The organism is Exiguobacterium sp. s46 (assembly GCF_018618875.1).
Lineage (GTDB): Bacteria > Bacillota > Bacilli > Exiguobacteriales > Exiguobacteriaceae > Exiguobacterium_A > Exiguobacterium_A abrahamii.
In genome coordinates this window covers 1,344,783-1,361,835 of the sequence record NZ_JACSMY010000001.1, presented here as the reverse complement: position 1 = coordinate 1,361,835, position 17,053 = coordinate 1,344,783, and the positions used below count along the sequence as shown (strand labels likewise).

The window sequence follows — 17,053 nt, the reverse complement described above, 5'->3', positions numbered from 1 at the left end:
ATCATTGACGTAAGGATTGGACGACATCTGGATCAGGTGTGACGTAAAGAGTCGTTTGATCCGTGTAGATGACGAATCCGGGCTTTGCACCACTCGGTTTTTTGACATAACGTAGTTCCGTGAAGTCGACCGGAACTTGGCTCGACTCACGTGCTTTCGAGAAATAAGCCGCGACGATCGCTGCTTCCTTCAACGTCGTCTCGTCCGGTGCATCACTTTGAATGATGACGTGTGATCCCGGGATATCCTTCGTGTGTAACCACGTATCGGACCTGCGTCCGAACTTGAACGTCGCGTAATCATTTTGTTTATTGTTCTTTCCGACGAAGAATGGAAGACCAGTCGAAGAACGGTATTCTTCGAGTTGTGGGAGCTGCGGTTTCTTTTTCTTCTTTTGTCGTTCGCGCAGATAACCTTCTTCGACGAGTTCCTCGCGCATTTCCCGGATGTCTTCCGGGGATGCGACATCGAGTTGCGCAAGTAAGCCTTCGAAGTACGCAATCTCAGCTTGGTTCTTCTCGAGCTGACGCGCGACTTCGACTTTGGCGGTTTTTAATTTGTTATACCGTTTGTAATAACGTTGCGCGTTCTCATTCGGCGAGAAACGAGGATCAAGCGTGATCGTGATCTCAGCACCATCTGGATCATAGTAATCGACGACGGTCGCTTCCTTCATCCCGCGTTCGAGCTGATAAAGATAGGTCGTCAGCAGTTCCCCTTTATGTTTCCATTCATCCATCCGTAACGTCGCTTCTAAATCTTTTTCGAGTTTTGAGCGCTTTAAGATATTCTTATCGTACTCGCTCTTGATGAACCGTTCGAGATCGGCTGCTTGTTGTTTGACGCGATCGCGGTTTGCTTTTTGATGGAAGAAGGCGTCGAGGACTTGACCACTCGTCTCGAACGTCTTCTCGTCGATGATGGATCCTTCCGTTAGCCGGACCGGTGCGAAGCGTTCCTTACCACCTTCCATCCGTTGTAAGACATAAGGACCATCGAGTTCCTTCAGGACATCTTGAAAGGCAGATGCAAGATTCGTCCGGTTGGCAAGACCTGCCCGTGTGACGACTTCCTTTGCAATTTGTGGAGACAGACCACTGAAGAGACCAAGTAACTGTCGATCTAGTTTACCGGCGTTCCAGTCAATCCGGTGGAGTGTCTTTTCGATATCTCCCGTGAGCGGATCCACTTTATCCTGTGCCGGCGGAAGCTGGTATGTCACCCCTGGCATGATCGTCCGGAAGGTATTTTGACTGAGTGGCAAGTGTTTGATCGCATCGAGGATCTTATCTTGTCCATCGGTCAAAATGATGTTCGAGTGACGTCCCATCAACTCGACATAGATTTTTTTCGCTTCCTCATCACCGAGTTCGTTCCGAGACCGGACGCGTAAGACGATGATTCGGTCACGTTCGAGTTGTTCAATTGATTCGATGAACCCACCTTCGACATGTTTGCGGAGCATCATACAGAAGAGTGGGGGTTCACTCGGGTTGCTGACCGCTTCCGACGTAATGTGCATCCGTGCATACATGGCATTCGCAGAGGCGAGCAACAATACGTTTTTTCGCTCAGCCCGGACCTGGAATACTAAATCCAATGTATAAGGCTGGTATACCTTATTGATCCGTCCTCCGACGAGTGGTTGGAGTTCTTCGACGACACGTGTCGTCATCAATCCGTCAAAAGCCATACGATTACCTTCTTTCTTGATTTCGTTCTCACTTTCTAAAGGTAACAGAAATGGCATCGTTATGGTATGATAAAGCAGTCGAGCTAAAAAAAGATGACTTGCGAACTTCCCGTCTCTACTGCTAATATGAAACAATGTGAAGTTTGTGAGATGGAGGGGTTTTGAAGTGATTTTCAAAGAGCGTGGCTTATTACTCGTATTATCTGGTCCAAGTGGTGTCGGAAAGGGAACGGTCTGTCGTGCCTTGCGCGAAGATCAGGATAATGATCTGCATTACTCGGTATCCTGTACGACGCGCCAACCGCGCGAAGGAGAAGTAGATGGTGTTCATTACTTCTTTAAATCGCGTGAAGAATTCGAAGAGATGATTGCGAACAATCAACTCTTGGAATATGCTGAATTCGTAGGAAACTATTATGGAACACCAGTTGAATGGGTGAACCAGATCCTAGATGAAGGAAAAGACGTCATTCTCGAAATCGAAGTTCAAGGGGCCATGCAGGTCAAAGAACATTTTCCTGAAGCTGTCTTCTTATTCCTTGCACCTCCAAGCCTCCAAGAATTGCGGAACCGCCTCGTAGGGCGTGGAACGGAATCGGAGGAAGTCATTAAGCAACGTCTGCTCGTCGCTAAAGAAGAGATCGAGATGATGGATGCGTATGACTATGTCGTGACGAACGACGAAATTCATAAAGCCTGTGATCGTATTCAAGCAATCGTCACAGCGGAACATTGCAGTCGGGAACGTGTCGCGTCCCTATATAAAAAAGCCATGGAGGTTAAGTGATATGTTATATCCATCAGTTGATAAGCTTCAAAAGAAAGTACCATCGAAATATACGATCGTTACAGTTGCCGCTAAGCGTGCGCGTCAAATCCAAGACGGGAAACGCGTGAAAGTCATGAACCCAAAATCGCATAAACCGGTCGGGAAAGCTTTAGAAGAGCTTTATTTCGAAGAAGTAACCGTCACGAACCAACCGCAAGACTAATTTTGAAGCAGCCACTTGTCATCGTGGCTGTTTTTTTCAATAAGGAGGATACCTACATGTTAACCAACCGAAACATCCTACTGTGTGTCGGCGGTGGAATCGCTTCCTATAAATCAGCAGCACTCGCTTCCAAACTCGTTCAAGCAGGCGCACACGTTCAAGTCGCGATGACGCGTAATGCGCAACAATTCGTCGGTAAGACGACGTTTGAGGCACTGACGCGAAAAGCAGTCTATGACAATGTCTTCATCGAGCATGATCCGTCAAAAATCGCCCATATCGATTTAGCGGACGAAGCGGATTTAATCGTCGTCGCACCAGCAACCGCGAACTTGATTGCAAAACTCGCGCACGGGATCGCAGATGACTTCATTACGACGACGATCCTTGCAGCAACGTGTCCCGTCATCGTCGCACCGGCGATGAATGTCAACATGCTCGAACATCCGGCGACAGTTCGCAATATCGAACAACTCAAGCAGGACGGTGTCCAGGTGATTGCACCGGGAGTCGGAAATCTCGCATGTGGTTGGGTCGGGAAAGGTCGTTTACCCGAACCGGAAGACTTAGTCGCAACACTCTCAACCTTCTTTGAAGATAAGTATCTAGCCGGGCGAAAAGTCTTGATCAGTGCAGGCCCGACCGTTGAACGGATTGATCCGGTCCGTTATTTGACGAATGACTCTTCAGGAAAGACAGGCATTGCACTTGCGGAAGCAGCAAGAGACGCAGGAGCAGATGTCACGCTCGTACACGGGCCACTTCGGATCGGACTACCGGCTGGCGTCGAAACGATTGCCGTCGAGTCGGGAGAAGAGATGCTCGAAGCCATGTTACGTGACTATGAGACGCAAGACATCGTCATCATGTCCGCTGCCGTAGCTGACTATCGACCGTCTGTCCAGTACGATCAGAAGCAGAAGAAAATTCACGGACCATTGCGGATTGAACTCGAGGAGACGACGGATATTCTGAAGACGCTCGGTGAGCAGAAAGAACATCAGGTATTAGTTGGATTTGCAGCGGAGACGACGGACGTCGAGACGTTCGCGAAACAGAAACTCGTCCGAAAGAAGGCGGATTTCATCGTCGCGAATGATGTCTCTCGTTCTGACATCGGATTTGTCAGCGACGAAAATGAGGTCGTCGTTTTTGGGAAGAATGATTCCGTCACGCGATACGATCAACAATTGAAATCGACGCTCGCCAAATCGCTCATGCGCCAATTTGCGGAGGCATTGGCATGATAGCTGAAGTCATCGTCGATGTCGCAGCGGCCACCGTCGATCGTCCTTTTGATTATGCCGTGCCGGCACTCTGGCAGGAGCTGATTGTTCCCGGAATGCGCGTAGAGGTTCCGTTCGGTCCACGTGCGTTGCTTGGGATCGTCGTCGGAACGAAAGCAACCTCTGATTTGACGAACGTCAAATCGATCGTTCGTGTCTTAGATGAGACGCCGACCTATACGCAAGAATTACTCGAGCTGTCGGCTTATCTATCAGAAACGACATTGTGTTTTCAGGCGACGGCACTGCTTGCGATGCTGCCGGCTGCGTTGAAGGTGAGTTATGATAAACTGGTCATAGTCGAGTCGGGCCCACTTCGGGCATATCATGGTAAGAAAATGAGTCAATTACCAACGGAAGTCCAACAAATCATCTTAACAGCGGCGAAACAAGCTGACGTGACGCTTCAACCGGTCATTCGCGAGAAAAAGACGTCAAAGACGGATAAACGTATTCGTCTCCTAGAGGAACAGGCAACTTTTACGAAACAAGCGAGTCAACAAGCGGCACTGTATGCGTATATCCAAGAATTTCCGAATGCGCTTTGGAGTGAAATCAAGCAGGCGACGGGCGCAACGAGCGCGACGTTGAACGCCCTCGAGAAAAAAAGCATCATTGAAGTCGAGACGATTGATGTACGGCGAAATCCTTACGAACATCTCGTCCAAGACATCTTTGTGCCGTCCTCTTTGACGGAAAAGCAACAGGAAGCTGTCTCGGCGATTACGGCTGAAGCTGAGACCGGAACGTTTTTGTTACATGGCGTAACAGGAAGCGGTAAGACGGAAGTCTATCTTGAATCGATTCATGCACAACTCGAACGCGGTAGACAAGCGATCTTGCTCGTTCCAGAAATCAGTCTGACACCGATGATGGTCAAACGGTTCAAACGTCGTTTCGGAGAACGGGTCGCTGTCCTGCATAGCGGTCTATCGCTCGGAGAAAAGTATGATGAGTGGCGCAAAATCGCTCAAGGCGAGGTCGATGTCGTCGTCGGTGCACGGTCCGCCGTGTTTGCGCCGCTGACGAATATCGGAATCATCATTCTCGATGAAGAACATGAAACAACCTATAAACAAGAAGAGAATCCGCGCTATCATACGCGTGATGTTGCAAAATGGCGAGCGGCCTATCATCGTTGTCCCGTCGTGCTCGGAAGTGCAACTCCATTACTTGAGACGTATGCGCGGGCACAAAAAGGGGTCTATCGTTACTTACCGCTTCGCGAACGATTCGGTGGGGAACTGCCTCCGGTCGACATCGTTGATATGCGTAAGGAACTTGAACGGGGCAATCGTACTCCGTTCAGCCTCGCGCTCGTCGAAGGCATCAAAGAACGAATCGAGCGTGGGGAACAGACGGTATTACTTTTGAACCGTCGTGGGTACACGACATTCGTCTTATGTCGGGATTGCGGGGAGACGCTTCAATGTCCGCATTGTGCCGTCAATTTAACGTATCATCAACATGAAGATCGCTTGAAGTGCCACTATTGTGGATTCGAGGCGGCGATGCCGAAAACTTGTCCGTCCTGTGAATCGACGAAGATTCGTCAGTTCGGAACGGGGACGCAAAAGATCGAGGAAGAGTTGGCGCATTTGATTCCGGAAGCACGGATTATTCGGATGGATCAAGATACGACGTCTCGTAAAGGCGCACACGAGAAGTTACTCGATGCCTTCGAGCGTAAGGAAGGGAACATTCTTCTCGGAACACAGATGATTGCAAAAGGTCTCGACTTTCCAAATGTCACGCTCGTAGGGGTGCTCGCTGCTGATGCGACGCTCGGTATTCCGGATTTTCGGGCAAGTGAGCGAACGTTCCAGTTGATCACGCAAGTGTCGGGTCGTGCCGGGCGGGGGCAACTCGCCGGACAGTCGATCATCCAGACCTATAATCCTGAGCACTACGTCATTCAGACGGCGAAACAGCATGATTACGAAACGTTCTATAAGCGGGAGATGCAGTTGCGCAAACTCGGGGGACACCCTCCATTCTGGTTCCTTGGCTTGATCACGGTCTCAGCGACACATCCACTCGAAGCACAAGCAGAAGCGCAACAGATTGCTTCTGAGCTGCGGGCTTTCGAATCGGAGGATTTAGTCGTCAATGGACCGTTCGATGCGCCACTTGCTCGACTGAAGAATATGTACCGACAACAGGTCTTAATTAAACATAAAGGGCAGGAAGATGTCCGGACACATCTCCGTGATATCTTAGCCCCTCGTCAAAAATCAAAAACACAAGTCGCGATCGACTTGAATCCATTTGTATTCATGTGAGGTGTCTGTATGTATAAAGTAGTAGAAGTACCAAATGATGTATTACGACAGGTATGTGAACCTGTCACGAAGTTCGATAAAAAACTCGGTAAGATGATCGACCGGATGTTCGATACGATGTACGAATATGATGGTGTCGGCTTAGCGGCACCGCAAATCAATCAACCGATCCGTGTAGCTGTCGTCCATACGGATGATGAGACAGGACCGATCGAGCTGATCAATCCGGAAATCATCGAAGCCGATGGTTCACAAATCGATGACGAAGGATGCCTCAGCATGCCAGGCATTTTCGGACCGGTCGAACGGTTCGACCGCATCGTCGTCAAGTCTCAAGATCGTCTCGGGCGGACGGTCAAAATCAAGGCAAACGGCTTTTTTGCACGTGCCATCCAGCACGAGATGGATCATTTAGACGGTGTCCTGTTCACGGATAAACTTGTCGAGCAAGAAAAACCGCGCGTCGTCTTCATGGGGACACCTGAGTTTGCGGCAGGGACACTGCGTGAAGTGATCGATGCTGGGTATGACGTCGTCGGTGTCGTATCGCAACCAGATAAGCCGGTCGGACGAAAACGGGAAGTCAAACCGACACCTGTGAAACTCGTCGCGATGGAACACGATATTCCTGTGTTGCAACCGAAACGGATTCGTGAAGACTATCAGGACGTCCTTGATTTAAAACCAGATCTCATTATCACGGCAGCTTACGGTCAGATTGTACCGACAGCTATTTTGGAAGCACCACGCTTTGGGGCGATCAACGTCCATGCGTCACTCCTACCGAAATATCGTGGCGGTGCACCGATTCATCAAGCAATCATCGATGGAGAAAAAGAGACAGGCGTGACGATCATGTATATGGTCGATCGACTTGACGCGGGTGATATGTTGTCAAAAATCATTGTTCCGATCGAAGAGAACGATACAGTCGGAACGATGTTTGAAAAGTTAGCGGACGCAGGAGCGCGACTATTGCTTGAGACCTTACCACGTCTGTTCGCAGGTGAATTGACACCGGAAGCGCAAGATGAGGCAGAAGCGACGTTTGCGCCGAACATCTCACGCGAGCGGGAACGACTTGATTTTACGTTACCGGGTGAGACACTCTATGATCAAATCCGAGGAATGAATCCTTTCCCAAGTACGTATACGATGCTTGGTGATGACCGATTGAAAGTCTTTTTCGCGACGAAAGTCAAAGGAACGGGACGACCAGGCGAAATCATCGCTTTAGAAGCGGATGGTCCCGTCATCGCGACAGGTTCGGAGACAGCTTTGAAGCTGATCGACTTACAGCCGTCCGGAAAAAAACGGATGGACGGTGCTACGTTCATGCGCGGGATCGGTCAATCGCTTGAACTCGGACAACAAGTAGGTGAGAACGCATGAATGTACGTGACGCAGCAGTAACGACACTGATGAAAATTGGTCAAGGTGGTGCCTTCTCGACAATCACCGTCCATCAGATGCTTGAAAAGCGTGCTATCTCAGCAACAGATGTCGGCTTGTTCACGGAACTCGTCTACGGGACGCTCAGTCGTGAATTGACACTGGATTATATTTTGGAGCCGTATCTAGCGAAACAGAAAAAACTTGATCCGTTCATGCGTCCGTTGTTACGGATGAGTGTGTATCAATTGTTTTATCTTGATCGTGTACCGGATCATGCCGTCATCCATGAAGCTGTCGAGATTGCTAAAAAACGTGGGAAAGTCCACGTCTCGAAAGTCGTCAACGGAGTGCTCCGGAATGTATTACGGGCGGGAATGCCTCGTTTCGCTGAGATTGAGCCTGTTGCAAAACGAATCAGCATCGAAACGAGTCATCCGCAGTGGCTCGTCGAACGCTGGATTGAACTGTTTGGTCCGGAAGAAACGCTTCAAATCTGTCAATTGAATAACACACCTGCACCGGTCACGGTTCGCATCAATCGGACGAAGACGACGCGAGAGGAAGCGATCGAGCTTCTACTCGACCAAGGTGTGACGGCAAAACCATCTACGGTCGCGCCAGACGGTCTCGAAATCGAACGAGGAAGCGTTCAAAAAACGGATCTGATTGACCGTGGGTATCTTTCTCTGCAGGATGAGAGCTCAATGCTCGTCGCCCGTGCACTCGGTGCAGAAACATCTGATCATGTACTTGACAGCTGTGCCGCACCTGGTGGGAAAGCGATGCATATTGCTGAAGGTTTGACGACGGGAACACTACAGGCACTTGATCTTCATCCACATAAGATTAAATTGATTGAACAGCAAGCGACACGATTAGGTCTTACGACTGTTCAAGCAGAAGCGTTAGATGCTCGTAAAGCAGGAGACCGCTTTGAAGTAGAATCGTTTGATCGGATTCTTGTCGACGCACCTTGTTCAGGACTCGGTGTCATTCGGAGAAAACCAGATATCAAATGGACGAAACGCGCGGAACAACTCGAGCAACTCCCGAAAATTCAACGAGATATTCTGACATCTGTCTTACCACTCGTTAAAAAGGGTGGAACCTTTGTCTATTCGACTTGTACGATTGATCCGACTGAGAACGAGGACCAGACAGCGTTCATTCTCGATCAAGGATTTGAATTTGATACATCCTTCGCGGCACGGATGCCGGAATCCGTGCGACATCTGATCGGGGATCGAGCAGAACTCAAGTTGTTACCGACGACAGTCGGAACGGACGGCTTCTATATTGCCGCGTTTAAAAAACGAGAAGATTGACACGAACGGAGGACTGTCATGGAGTTAGCTCACCTTTCGACTACTGGGAAAGTCAGGACTAAAAATGAGGATACGGTATTACTCGTCGGGAACGCTGAACGTGGTCTTGCCGTCGTTGCGGACGGTATGGGAGGTCATGCTGCTGGCGATATCGCAAGTGCGATCGTTCGCGAGGTATTTGAAGCATCCTTTTCACTCATGCCAAATCGTCCGATGGAATTGTCTGAATGGATAGAACAACGTGTAGCCGAGGCAAATGCCCGGATTCTTCAGTTTTCAAAAGACGAGCAACTTGCAATCGTCGGAACGACCATTGCCTGCGTATGCTGGGTCGAAGATTTGCTCGTCATCGGTCATGTTGGAGATAGTAGGGTCTATGCCCTTGAAGGTACGGCGTTAAAACAATTGACGGATGATCATTCTTACGTCAACATGTTACGACAAATGGGGGAACTTTCGGATGAGGAAGTCGAAAATCATCCACGTAAGAATGTCATCACACGGTCGGTCGGCTCGAACGAAACGGTCGAAGTCGACATTCAAGTCAGAGATGCTCCAGACTATGACCTCGTCCTCGTCTGTAGTGACGGGTTGACCGATGAAGTGCCAGATGATGTCATCGAACAGATCATCTTACAGGATGAGCCGCTTGATGAGATCGTCGGACGATTGGTGAAAGAAGCGAATGCTCGAGGAGGCGCGGATAATATTACGATTGCCGCCATCCGGTTCAAAGAAAGAAAGAGGGTCTGAATATGCGATACGGAGATCGATTAAATGACCGCTACCGCATAGAACGGCTAGTTGGAAGTGGCGGGATGGCGAATGTCTATCAAGCCTATGATGAGATTTTAAAGCGTCATGTTGCCATTAAGATTTTACGGACCGAATTTTCGCATGACGAACAGTTCATTCGTCGATTCGAACGTGAAGCTCATGCTGCTACCAGCTTGAATCATCCAAACATCGTTGCCGTCTATGATGTAGGCGAAGAAGATGCCATCTATTACATCGTCATGGAGTATATCGATGGTATGACATTAAAGACATTTTGTGAAAATCAAGCATTACCTGTGCCGCAGGCCGTCGATATCATCGCTCAAATTTGTGATGCGATCGATCACGCCCATGCACACCGAATTATCCATCGCGATATCAAACCGCAAAACATGTTGATTCGAGAGGATGGTACCGTCAAAGTAACGGATTTCGGAATCGCTGTGGCGATGTCGAATGCGACGCTGACGCATACGATGTCCGTCCTTGGGTCCGTCCATTACTTTTCACCGGAACAAGCAAAAGGTAAATTTGCGGATGAGAAGTCGGATATCTATTCACTTGGTGCTGTCTTATACGAACTTGTGACAGGACAAGTCCCGTTCGAAGGTGATTCACCGGTTGCGATTGCTTTAAAGCATCTGCAAGATACACCGCGTCGCCCATCCGTCTTGAATCCGAAAGTGCCACAAGCGCTTGAGAACTGTATCATGCAGGCGCTCGCAAAAGCACCGCATGACCGTCAACAGTCCGTCGCAGCATTTAAGGCAGATATGGTGACGGCGTTGTCTGACGAACGAGCAAGCGAAGGTATCCGAGGTGCAGAAGAGGATGAGCTGGAAAAAACGATGGTCTTATCGCCTGTACAAGTGCCAGAAGAATCAAAAGCGGAACCAGAATCACCCGCCGTCACGACCGTTCAACCGAAAACACCGGAAAAGAAAAAGAAAAAACGTTGGTGGATCGTCCTCTTATTGCTCATATTGCTAGGTGGTGCAGCTACGACGTTTGCGATGTGGCCAGATCCAACGGTCACCGTACCATCTGTCGTCAAGACGGATGGAGACGAAGCGGAAACGAAGCTTGAGAAACTAGGATTCGTTGTTGAGACGACAGAACGAAATAGCGATACAGTCGAGGAAGGCGATGTCATCAGTCAGACACCGCGTGAAAACGCACAAGTCAAGAAAGGCTCGACAGTCAACTTGGTCGTCTCTACAGGTAGTGCGCCGGTCGAAGTACCGGATGTGACAGATGACGCTGAAAAAGAGGCGATCGCCACATTAAAAGAGGCTGGATTCGCTAAAGTCGAGGTCGAACGTGAAAAGTCGGATGAAATCGAGCGAGGTAATGTGATCCGGCAATCGATCTCTGCTGGGACGGAAGTGATTGCAAAAGAACAGACGATTACAATCACTGTCTCAGAAGGAACTTCGTCCTTTGAATTGAAAGATTTGACGAACTTATCGAGTGATGAAGCAAAAGCGTATCTCGATGAAATGGGTCTCGACGGCACGTTTGAACAAGAATTTTCAAGTGACGTCAAGCTCGATCAAGTCATTCGTCAATTCCCGCAAGCAGGAGCACAAGTCGAACCGAACGACTCCGTGACGGTGTTCATCTCAAAAGGTGAGGAAGAAAAAACGGTGACGGCAACGTTCCCTGAAAAGGTCGTCTATGATGCGGTCAGCGAGAACGAGGACGAGGAACCACCGAAACAAGTCATCCGGATTGAGACGGAAGACGCGAAAGGGAAGCGGACCGTCATCGAGGAATCGATTGATCAAGATGAGACATTCGACGTGCCGGTGACGATTGATCCAGGAGAAGAAGGAAAAATTACGATCTATAAAGACGATACGGTGTATCGTTCAAAAACCATCACGTACAATCAAGCAAAAGACGCACAATGAATGTGATGAAAAAGGAGTGCATAGGATGACGGAACAACGCATCGAAGAGAATCGAGAAGGAACGATCATACGTCTGCAGGGTGGCTTTTATGATGTCATGACACCAGAAGGAGAGGTACGTTCACGGGCAAGAGGGAATTTCCGAAAACGCGGCATCAGTCCAGTCGTCGGAGACGAGGTCGTTCTTCATATCGAAAGTGAGACAGGATATATTCTCGAAGTGAAGGAGCGGGACAACTTTTTAGTACGCCCTCCAGTCGCGAATATCGACCAGGCATTGCTCGTCGTCTCGGCGGCAGAACCTGATTTTTCAGCGCACTTGCTCGACCGATTTCTCGTTTTGATCGAAGCGAAGGAAATTCAACCCGTCATCCTATTGACGAAGATGGATTTGCTGGACGATGTTAAAGGACCGGCTGTCCGAGAGGCGATTGCCGCTTACCGGAAGATTGGGTATACGGTCATCGAGACATCAAGTGAGACGTTGGCAGGTATTGAGCAAGTCCGTCCGTTACTTGCTGGAAAAACGAGCGTTCTCGCCGGACAATCCGGTGTCGGGAAAAGTTCATTGCTCAATGCACTGGAACCCTCTCTTGATTTAGAAACAAGTGCGATCTCGAAATCACTCGGACGCGGACGTCATACGACGCGCCACGTCACATTGATGCCGCTTGCCGAAGGATTGATTGCCGATACGCCAGGTTTCTCGAACCTCGATTTTCCGTATGATATGGAAATCGAGGATGTACGGTGGAGTTTCCCTGAATTCGTGGCTGTACAAGACGATTGTAAATACCGAGGTTGCTTGCATTTGAATGAACCCGGTTGTGCCGTCAAGGAAGCAGTCGAAGCTCAAGAAATCATGTCCTCTCGTTATGAGAACTATGGTATGTTTATAGACGAAATCAAGAATCGAGCCCGGAGGTATTGAAGATGATTAAAATTGCACCATCTATCTTATCAGCAGATTTTGCGAATCTCGAGCGTGATGTCAAAGCAGTCGAAGCAGCAGGCGCGGACTATATCCATTTCGATGTCATGGACGGTCAGTTCGTACCGAACATCTCGTTTGGATTACCTGTGCTTAGCAGTTTACGTCAAAAGACGGATATGATTCTCGATGTCCATTTGATGATCGACCAGCCAGAACGTTTCGTTGAAGATTTCGTCAAGGCAGGGGCAGACATCGTGACGTTCCACGTCGAAGCGACGAATCATGTCCATCGTGTCTTGCAACAAATCAAAGCAGCGGGTGCAAAGGCAGGGGTCGTCTTGAATCCCCATACGCCATTATCAACGATTGAACACGTCCTTGAGGATGTCGATATGGTATTATTGATGACGGTCAATCCGGGCTTTGGTGGACAAGCCTTCATCGAGCGTGTCATGCCGAAACTCGCAGCACTCGCGCAAATGAAAGCAGATCGTGGGCTGACATTTGAAATCGAGATTGACGGTGGCGTTAATCCGGAAACGGCAAAGCTTTGCATCGATAACGGTGCGAACGTTCTCGTCGCTGGATCGGCAATCTACAATGCACCAGATTATGCGGAAGCGATTACTAGCATTCGTCAAGGGGCTGCCGTATAATAAGAACGAGAAAACGAAATATGATGACCGCAAGGGGTGTCGCTTGAAAAGCGGCTGAGAGGAGTCTTTTAGACTTTAACCCTTCGAACCTGTTCCGTTCAAACGGACGTAGGGATGTGGCGCACGCAGGCAGTACGGCGTTCGTCGTACTGCCTTTTTGCGTCCTCTCGTACAATGAAGGAGGAAAAATAGCATGAAACGGTTACAAATGATGATGGAAATTGCCATCTTCGCCAGTCTCGGAGTCGTCTTTGATTTACTGATTCCATTCAAAATGCCACAAGGTGGCTCGATCAGCTTAGCGATGTTACCGATCTTCGTCATGGCATTTCGCCACGGTGTCGTCGGAGGTGTCGTCACGGGAGCACTTGTTGGTACGATTCAATTGATGTTTGCCCCACAAGTCTTGACGATCGTTCAACCGATGCTTGACTATACGATTGCGTATGGTGTCGTCGGATTAAGTGGTCTGTTCGCGCGTCAAGTCAGACTAGCCGCGCGCAATGGACAAAAGAAAAGCTTGATGGCGTTCGTTCTCCTTGCGACGTTATTAGGAGCAGGGCTCCGTTATATCTGTCATGTCATCAGCGGAATCGTATTTTTTGCCAAGTATGCAAAAGGTCCAGTCGTGGAGTACTCTTTCGTCTATAATGCAACGTATATGGTTCCTTCGTACATTTTATGTGGAATCGTAGCAGGAATTTTATTCACGACTGCACCACGCTTACTACGTTATTCGGCACGAGGCGTCTGAGATGCGGGCGATTCTCGTCTGTGCCGGTCCACAAGAAGAAGTGCCGGATTTACGGACGTTTTGTCAGCCGGGTGATTTTATCGTCGGTGTCGATGGTGGTGTTCAGACGATTGAATCGTTTGGGCTGACATGCGACCTGACGATTGGTGATTTTGATTCGCTTGGTTATGTACCAGAAGGGGCAATCGTTCATCCGGCCGAGAAAGATGAGACGGATCTCGAACTGGCACTTCGTACAGCATCAGAGATGAAACGGTTTGAGGATACCATCATCATCGGGGCGACAGGTGGGCGGCTCGACATGACCGTCCAAAATGTGTACCTGTTGAAGCGATATCCAGAGACCAGACTCGTGACGAAACGAGAAGAGGTGCGATACTTGGCTGAGGGAACGTATGCAGTCGAAGCAGGGAGCTATCATTATCTTTCTTTCATTCCACTCGTACCATCGACTTTAAGCTTATCCGGAGTCAAATATCCACTCGATGCACATCCCGTACCCGTCGGAGGTTCCTTGACCGTTAGTAATGAATGGCGTGCGTCAGAAGCGAAAGTAGAGCTCCACCAAGGAGAACTATTGATGATGCGGACGCTTAAGGAATAGAACAATCATATGAAAGAGGCCGTGGACAAATCCACGGCCTCTTTTTGTATGAAATTATTCTTCGAGTTGAGAAGGGGCGACACGGATGTCGCTTTGGGCGGATAGATGTTTTCCTTTGACGAAGAGATGATAACTTCCCCACATGACGAGGAAGAAAGGAACACCGATGTATAGAGCGATTCGTTGATCCGCTTGAAACGCAAGACTGACGAGGACGACGACGTTTAACGTCAGCGAAATCAGTGGTAACACCGGATAGAGTGGTGTCTTGAATTTCAGTTCGGATAAATCGTGTCCGTTTCGGACGAACTGACGACGAAACGCGAGCTGAGAAGCAGAGATGGAAATCCAGCCGACTTGAGCGCCAAGTCCGGCTAAGGACAAGAGCCAAATGAAGACGGTATCCTCTGCGAAAAACGCGGTCAGGAGCGATAACATCGCAAACATCATCGTAAAGAGTAAAGCGCGCATCGGCACACCACGTGCATTGACGTAAGATAATTTCTTTGAAATCATCCCTTCTTGCGCCATCGCCCATAACATCCGAGTCGCCGCATATAATCCGGAGTTTCCGACGGACAATAGTGCCGTCAAGACGACGATGTTCATCAAATCAGCAGCGTACGGAATACCAATCGCATCAAAGACCATGATGAACGGACTGCTGACTCCGCCAGCTGTTTCATACGGAATTAATGCACCAACGATCGTAATCGATAAGACGAAGAAGATGAACGTCCGCCAGACTGTATTGCGGATGGCTTTTGGAATCGATTTTTCGGGCGTGTCGGATTCCCCAGCCGCAACACCGATCAATTCCGTTCCTTGGAAGGCGAAGTTGACGGCAATCATCGTCGTCAAGACACCGAGAATCCCGTTTGGAAACCAACCGCTTGCCGTAAAGTTCGCGAATAACGATGTTGGGCGATCTGCTTCCATCGGTAACCAGCCGAACCAAGCAGCGCCACCTAGAATGATGAAGAACAGGATCGCGAGGACCTTCAAACTCGAGAACCAGAATTCAGCTTCACCGAATGCTTTGGCGGAGACGGCATTCAGACCGAACAGCAAGACCGTAAAGACGGTACACCAGACGACAACGGGTACGTTCGGAAACCAGCGGTCCATCAAACTGCCGGCAGCTGTAATTTCGAGTGCGACCGTCACGGCCCAGCCGAGCCAATAAATCCAACCGACGGCAAAGCCGACCCCTGGTCCGATGAAGCGGGTCGTATAGGTCTGAAATGACCCCGAGACCGGCAGATAGACCGCTAATTCTCCTAGACATAACATCGTCAGATACATGATGGTCCCACCCACGATGTAACTGAGGACCGCCCCGAGAGGTCCTGCTTGTGAAATCGTTAATCCTGACCCTAAAAATAAGCCTGTTCCGATGATTCCGCCGAGTGAAATCATGAACAGGTGTCGACTCGTCATCTCTCGTTTGAGTTGCATGATGACTTCCCCCAATTCTGACAAAATAAAGTACGTTCCTATTGTAAGCGTTTTCAATAAAAGCGACAATTAGTTTATGAGAAAAATAAATGAGGGCATAAAAAAACCGGAAGGGAAGATTCCCATCCGGTGGTTGCGCCTTATACGCGTTCGACTTTACCTGATTTAAGAGCTCGAGCTGAAACCCAAACCTTTTTCGGCTTACCGTCGACGAGGATACGTACTTTTTGTACGTTGACTCCCCAAGTACGTTTTGTTTTGTTCAATGCGTGTGAACGGTTGTTACCCGACTTTGGCGATTTCCCAGTAACGTAGCATTTACGTGCCATGCGTTCCGCCTCCTTTTATGTTGTTTTGCGTTCGTCCTAATAGACACTTTGCTATCTTAGCATGGTGTCAGGGCGGTTGCAACATAAAAAAAGTAGCTGACAAGAAAAAAACTTGACAGACAACCTCGAAATTTAAAATAATGGATGAGGATGATGGTAAAAGTTCATTTGACCGCTACTATTTTTCACTTATTCATTGTATAGTCAGTACGGCGACTTTTCAATAGTAGGTCCTTATAGTAGAATTATGAGAAGAATACAATATTCAAAGGGGGCTACTCAGGTGGCGATCGAGATGAAAACGACCTATGGAAAGATTGATGTAGATAATGATGTCGTCGCGCAACTTGCGGGCGGCGCAGCAATGGAATGTTTTGGTGTCGTTGGTATGGCATCCCAGTCTCAAATCAAGGATGGTCTTGCTGAACTCTTAAAACGTGAGAACTTTGCACGCGGTGTCATCGTTCGACAGGCTTCAGAGCAGGTCCATATCGATATGCATATCATCGTAAGCTATGGAACGAAAATCTCAGAGGTGGCGAACAACGTACAGAGTCGCGTGAAATACACGCTCAGTCAGGCACTAGGTCTTGACGTGACATCTGTGAACATCTTTGTCCAAGGAGTCCGCTTGACGAATGTCTAAGGCGGGAAT

The 17,053-nt window shown here is 48.9% G+C and carries 16 protein-coding genes and 1 riboswitch; of the genes, 13 read left to right on the top strand and 3 right to left on the bottom strand.

Features of this window, described 5'->3' with window-relative positions:
- Position 1: 1 nt before the first annotated feature.
- Positions 2–1,693 (bottom strand): Rqc2 family fibronectin-binding protein, encoded by a 1,692-nt coding sequence (locus KNQ08_RS07235; protein WP_149427613.1) that lies wholly within the window; start codon positions 1,691–1,693, stop codon positions 2–4.
- Positions 1,694–1,862: 169 nt separating this feature from the next.
- On the opposite strand from KNQ08_RS07235, the gene gmk reads away from it, so the two are divergent.
- The 12 genes from gmk (at position 1,863) to KNQ08_RS07175 (ending at position 14,611) form a co-directional block, all read left to right on the top strand.
- Complete coding sequence (gene gmk / locus KNQ08_RS07230; RefSeq protein WP_174316772.1) at positions 1,863–2,480, top strand: guanylate kinase; 618 nt, start codon at positions 1,863–1,865, stop codon at positions 2,478–2,480.
- Position 2,481: 1 nt separating this feature from the next.
- A complete protein-coding gene (rpoZ, locus tag KNQ08_RS07225; protein WP_149427612.1) occupies positions 2,482–2,685 on the top strand; it encodes a DNA-directed RNA polymerase subunit omega in 204 nt (67 codons plus the stop codon).
- 56 nt (positions 2,686–2,741) lie between these two features.
- Positions 2,742–3,932, top strand: a complete 1,191-nt coding sequence (gene coaBC / locus KNQ08_RS07220) for a bifunctional phosphopantothenoylcysteine decarboxylase/phosphopantothenate--cysteine ligase CoaBC (RefSeq protein WP_133207524.1) — start codon at positions 2,742–2,744, stop codon at positions 3,930–3,932.
- Entirely contained in the window at positions 3,929–6,253 is a 2,325-nt protein-coding gene (gene priA, locus KNQ08_RS07215; protein WP_214723633.1) for a primosomal protein N', read from the top strand. The genes coaBC and priA overlap by 4 nt, the downstream gene beginning before the upstream one ends.
- Before the next feature lie 9 nt (positions 6,254–6,262).
- Positions 6,263–7,645, top strand: coding sequence for a methionyl-tRNA formyltransferase (gene fmt / locus KNQ08_RS07210; protein WP_050677507.1), 1,383 nt, complete (start codon positions 6,263–6,265; stop codon positions 7,643–7,645).
- Positions 7,642–8,973 (top strand): 16S rRNA (cytosine(967)-C(5))-methyltransferase RsmB, encoded by a 1,332-nt coding sequence (rsmB, locus tag KNQ08_RS07205; RefSeq protein ID WP_214805172.1) that lies wholly within the window; start codon positions 7,642–7,644, stop codon positions 8,971–8,973. The genes fmt and rsmB overlap by 4 nt, the downstream gene beginning before the upstream one ends.
- Positions 8,974–8,991: 18 nt before the next feature.
- Positions 8,992–9,726, top strand: coding sequence for a Stp1/IreP family PP2C-type Ser/Thr phosphatase (locus KNQ08_RS07200; protein ID WP_023468765.1), 735 nt, complete (start codon positions 8,992–8,994; stop codon positions 9,724–9,726).
- 2 nt (positions 9,727–9,728) lie between these two features.
- Positions 9,729–11,663, top strand: a complete 1,935-nt coding sequence (pknB, locus tag KNQ08_RS07195) for a Stk1 family PASTA domain-containing Ser/Thr kinase (protein WP_149427608.1) — start codon at positions 9,729–9,731, stop codon at positions 11,661–11,663.
- Between the two features lie 25 nt (positions 11,664–11,688).
- On the top strand, positions 11,689–12,594 hold the full coding sequence (rsgA, locus tag KNQ08_RS07190) for a ribosome small subunit-dependent GTPase A (RefSeq protein WP_029342107.1): 906 nt from the start codon (positions 11,689–11,691) through the stop codon (positions 12,592–12,594).
- A gap of 2 nt (positions 12,595–12,596) precedes the next feature.
- Positions 12,597–13,253, top strand: a complete 657-nt coding sequence (gene rpe / locus KNQ08_RS07185) for a ribulose-phosphate 3-epimerase (RefSeq protein WP_029342106.1) — start codon at positions 12,597–12,599, stop codon at positions 13,251–13,253.
- Positions 13,254–13,275: 22 nt separating this feature from the next.
- Positions 13,276–13,385: riboswitch (TPP riboswitch) on the top strand.
- Positions 13,386–13,446: 61 nt separating this feature from the next.
- Positions 13,447–14,007, top strand: coding sequence for an energy-coupled thiamine transporter ThiT (thiT, locus tag KNQ08_RS07180; RefSeq protein WP_195864757.1), 561 nt, complete (start codon positions 13,447–13,449; stop codon positions 14,005–14,007).
- 1 nt (position 14,008) lies between these two features.
- Positions 14,009–14,611, top strand: a complete 603-nt coding sequence (locus KNQ08_RS07175) for a thiamine diphosphokinase (RefSeq protein WP_050677497.1) — start codon at positions 14,009–14,011, stop codon at positions 14,609–14,611.
- A gap of 54 nt (positions 14,612–14,665) precedes the next feature.
- Here KNQ08_RS07175 and KNQ08_RS07170 read toward each other — a convergent pair whose 3' ends face one another.
- Entirely contained in the window at positions 14,666–16,069 is a 1,404-nt protein-coding gene (locus tag KNQ08_RS07170; RefSeq protein ID WP_214805170.1) for an amino acid permease, read from the bottom strand.
- Positions 16,070–16,209: 140 nt separating this feature from the next.
- Positions 16,210–16,398, bottom strand: coding sequence for a 50S ribosomal protein L28 (gene rpmB / locus KNQ08_RS07165; RefSeq protein ID WP_023468758.1), 189 nt, complete (start codon positions 16,396–16,398; stop codon positions 16,210–16,212).
- A 283-nt stretch (positions 16,399–16,681) separates the two neighbouring features.
- Here rpmB and KNQ08_RS07160 point away from each other — a divergent pair, with 283 nt between their 5' ends.
- Positions 16,682–17,044 carry an Asp23/Gls24 family envelope stress response protein gene (locus KNQ08_RS07160; protein ID WP_023468757.1) on the top strand — a complete coding sequence of 121 codons (363 nt, stop codon included), beginning with the start codon at positions 16,682–16,684 and terminating at the stop codon, positions 17,042–17,044.
- Positions 17,045–17,053 lie beyond the last annotated feature (9 nt).

Coding starts and splice junctions, on each gene's coding strand:
- pknB (WP_149427608.1), top strand. CDS start 9,729: ATGCGATACGGAGATCGATTAAATGACCGCTACCGCATAGAACGGCTA.
- KNQ08_RS07175 (WP_050677497.1), top strand. CDS start 14,009: ATGCGGGCGATTCTCGTCTGTGCCGGTCCACAAGAAGAAGTGCCGGAT.
- thiT (WP_195864757.1), top strand. CDS start 13,447: ATGAAACGGTTACAAATGATGATGGAAATTGCCATCTTCGCCAGTCTC.
- coaBC (WP_133207524.1), top strand. CDS start 2,742: ATGTTAACCAACCGAAACATCCTACTGTGTGTCGGCGGTGGAATCGCT.
- KNQ08_RS07170 (WP_214805170.1), bottom strand. CDS start 16,069: ATGCAACTCAAACGAGAGATGACGAGTCGACACCTGTTCATGATTTCA.
- rsmB (WP_214805172.1), top strand. CDS start 7,642: ATGAATGTACGTGACGCAGCAGTAACGACACTGATGAAAATTGGTCAA.
- rpoZ (WP_149427612.1), top strand. CDS start 2,482: ATGTTATATCCATCAGTTGATAAGCTTCAAAAGAAAGTACCATCGAAA.
- KNQ08_RS07235 (WP_149427613.1), bottom strand. CDS start 1,693: ATGGCTTTTGACGGATTGATGACGACACGTGTCGTCGAAGAACTCCAA.
- fmt (WP_050677507.1), top strand. CDS start 6,263: ATGTATAAAGTAGTAGAAGTACCAAATGATGTATTACGACAGGTATGT.
- rpmB (WP_023468758.1), bottom strand. CDS start 16,398: ATGGCACGTAAATGCTACGTTACTGGGAAATCGCCAAAGTCGGGTAAC.
- KNQ08_RS07200 (WP_023468765.1), top strand. CDS start 8,992: ATGGAGTTAGCTCACCTTTCGACTACTGGGAAAGTCAGGACTAAAAAT.
- rpe (WP_029342106.1), top strand. CDS start 12,597: ATGATTAAAATTGCACCATCTATCTTATCAGCAGATTTTGCGAATCTC.
- rsgA (WP_029342107.1), top strand. CDS start 11,689: ATGACGGAACAACGCATCGAAGAGAATCGAGAAGGAACGATCATACGT.
- priA (WP_214723633.1), top strand. CDS start 3,929: ATGATAGCTGAAGTCATCGTCGATGTCGCAGCGGCCACCGTCGATCGT.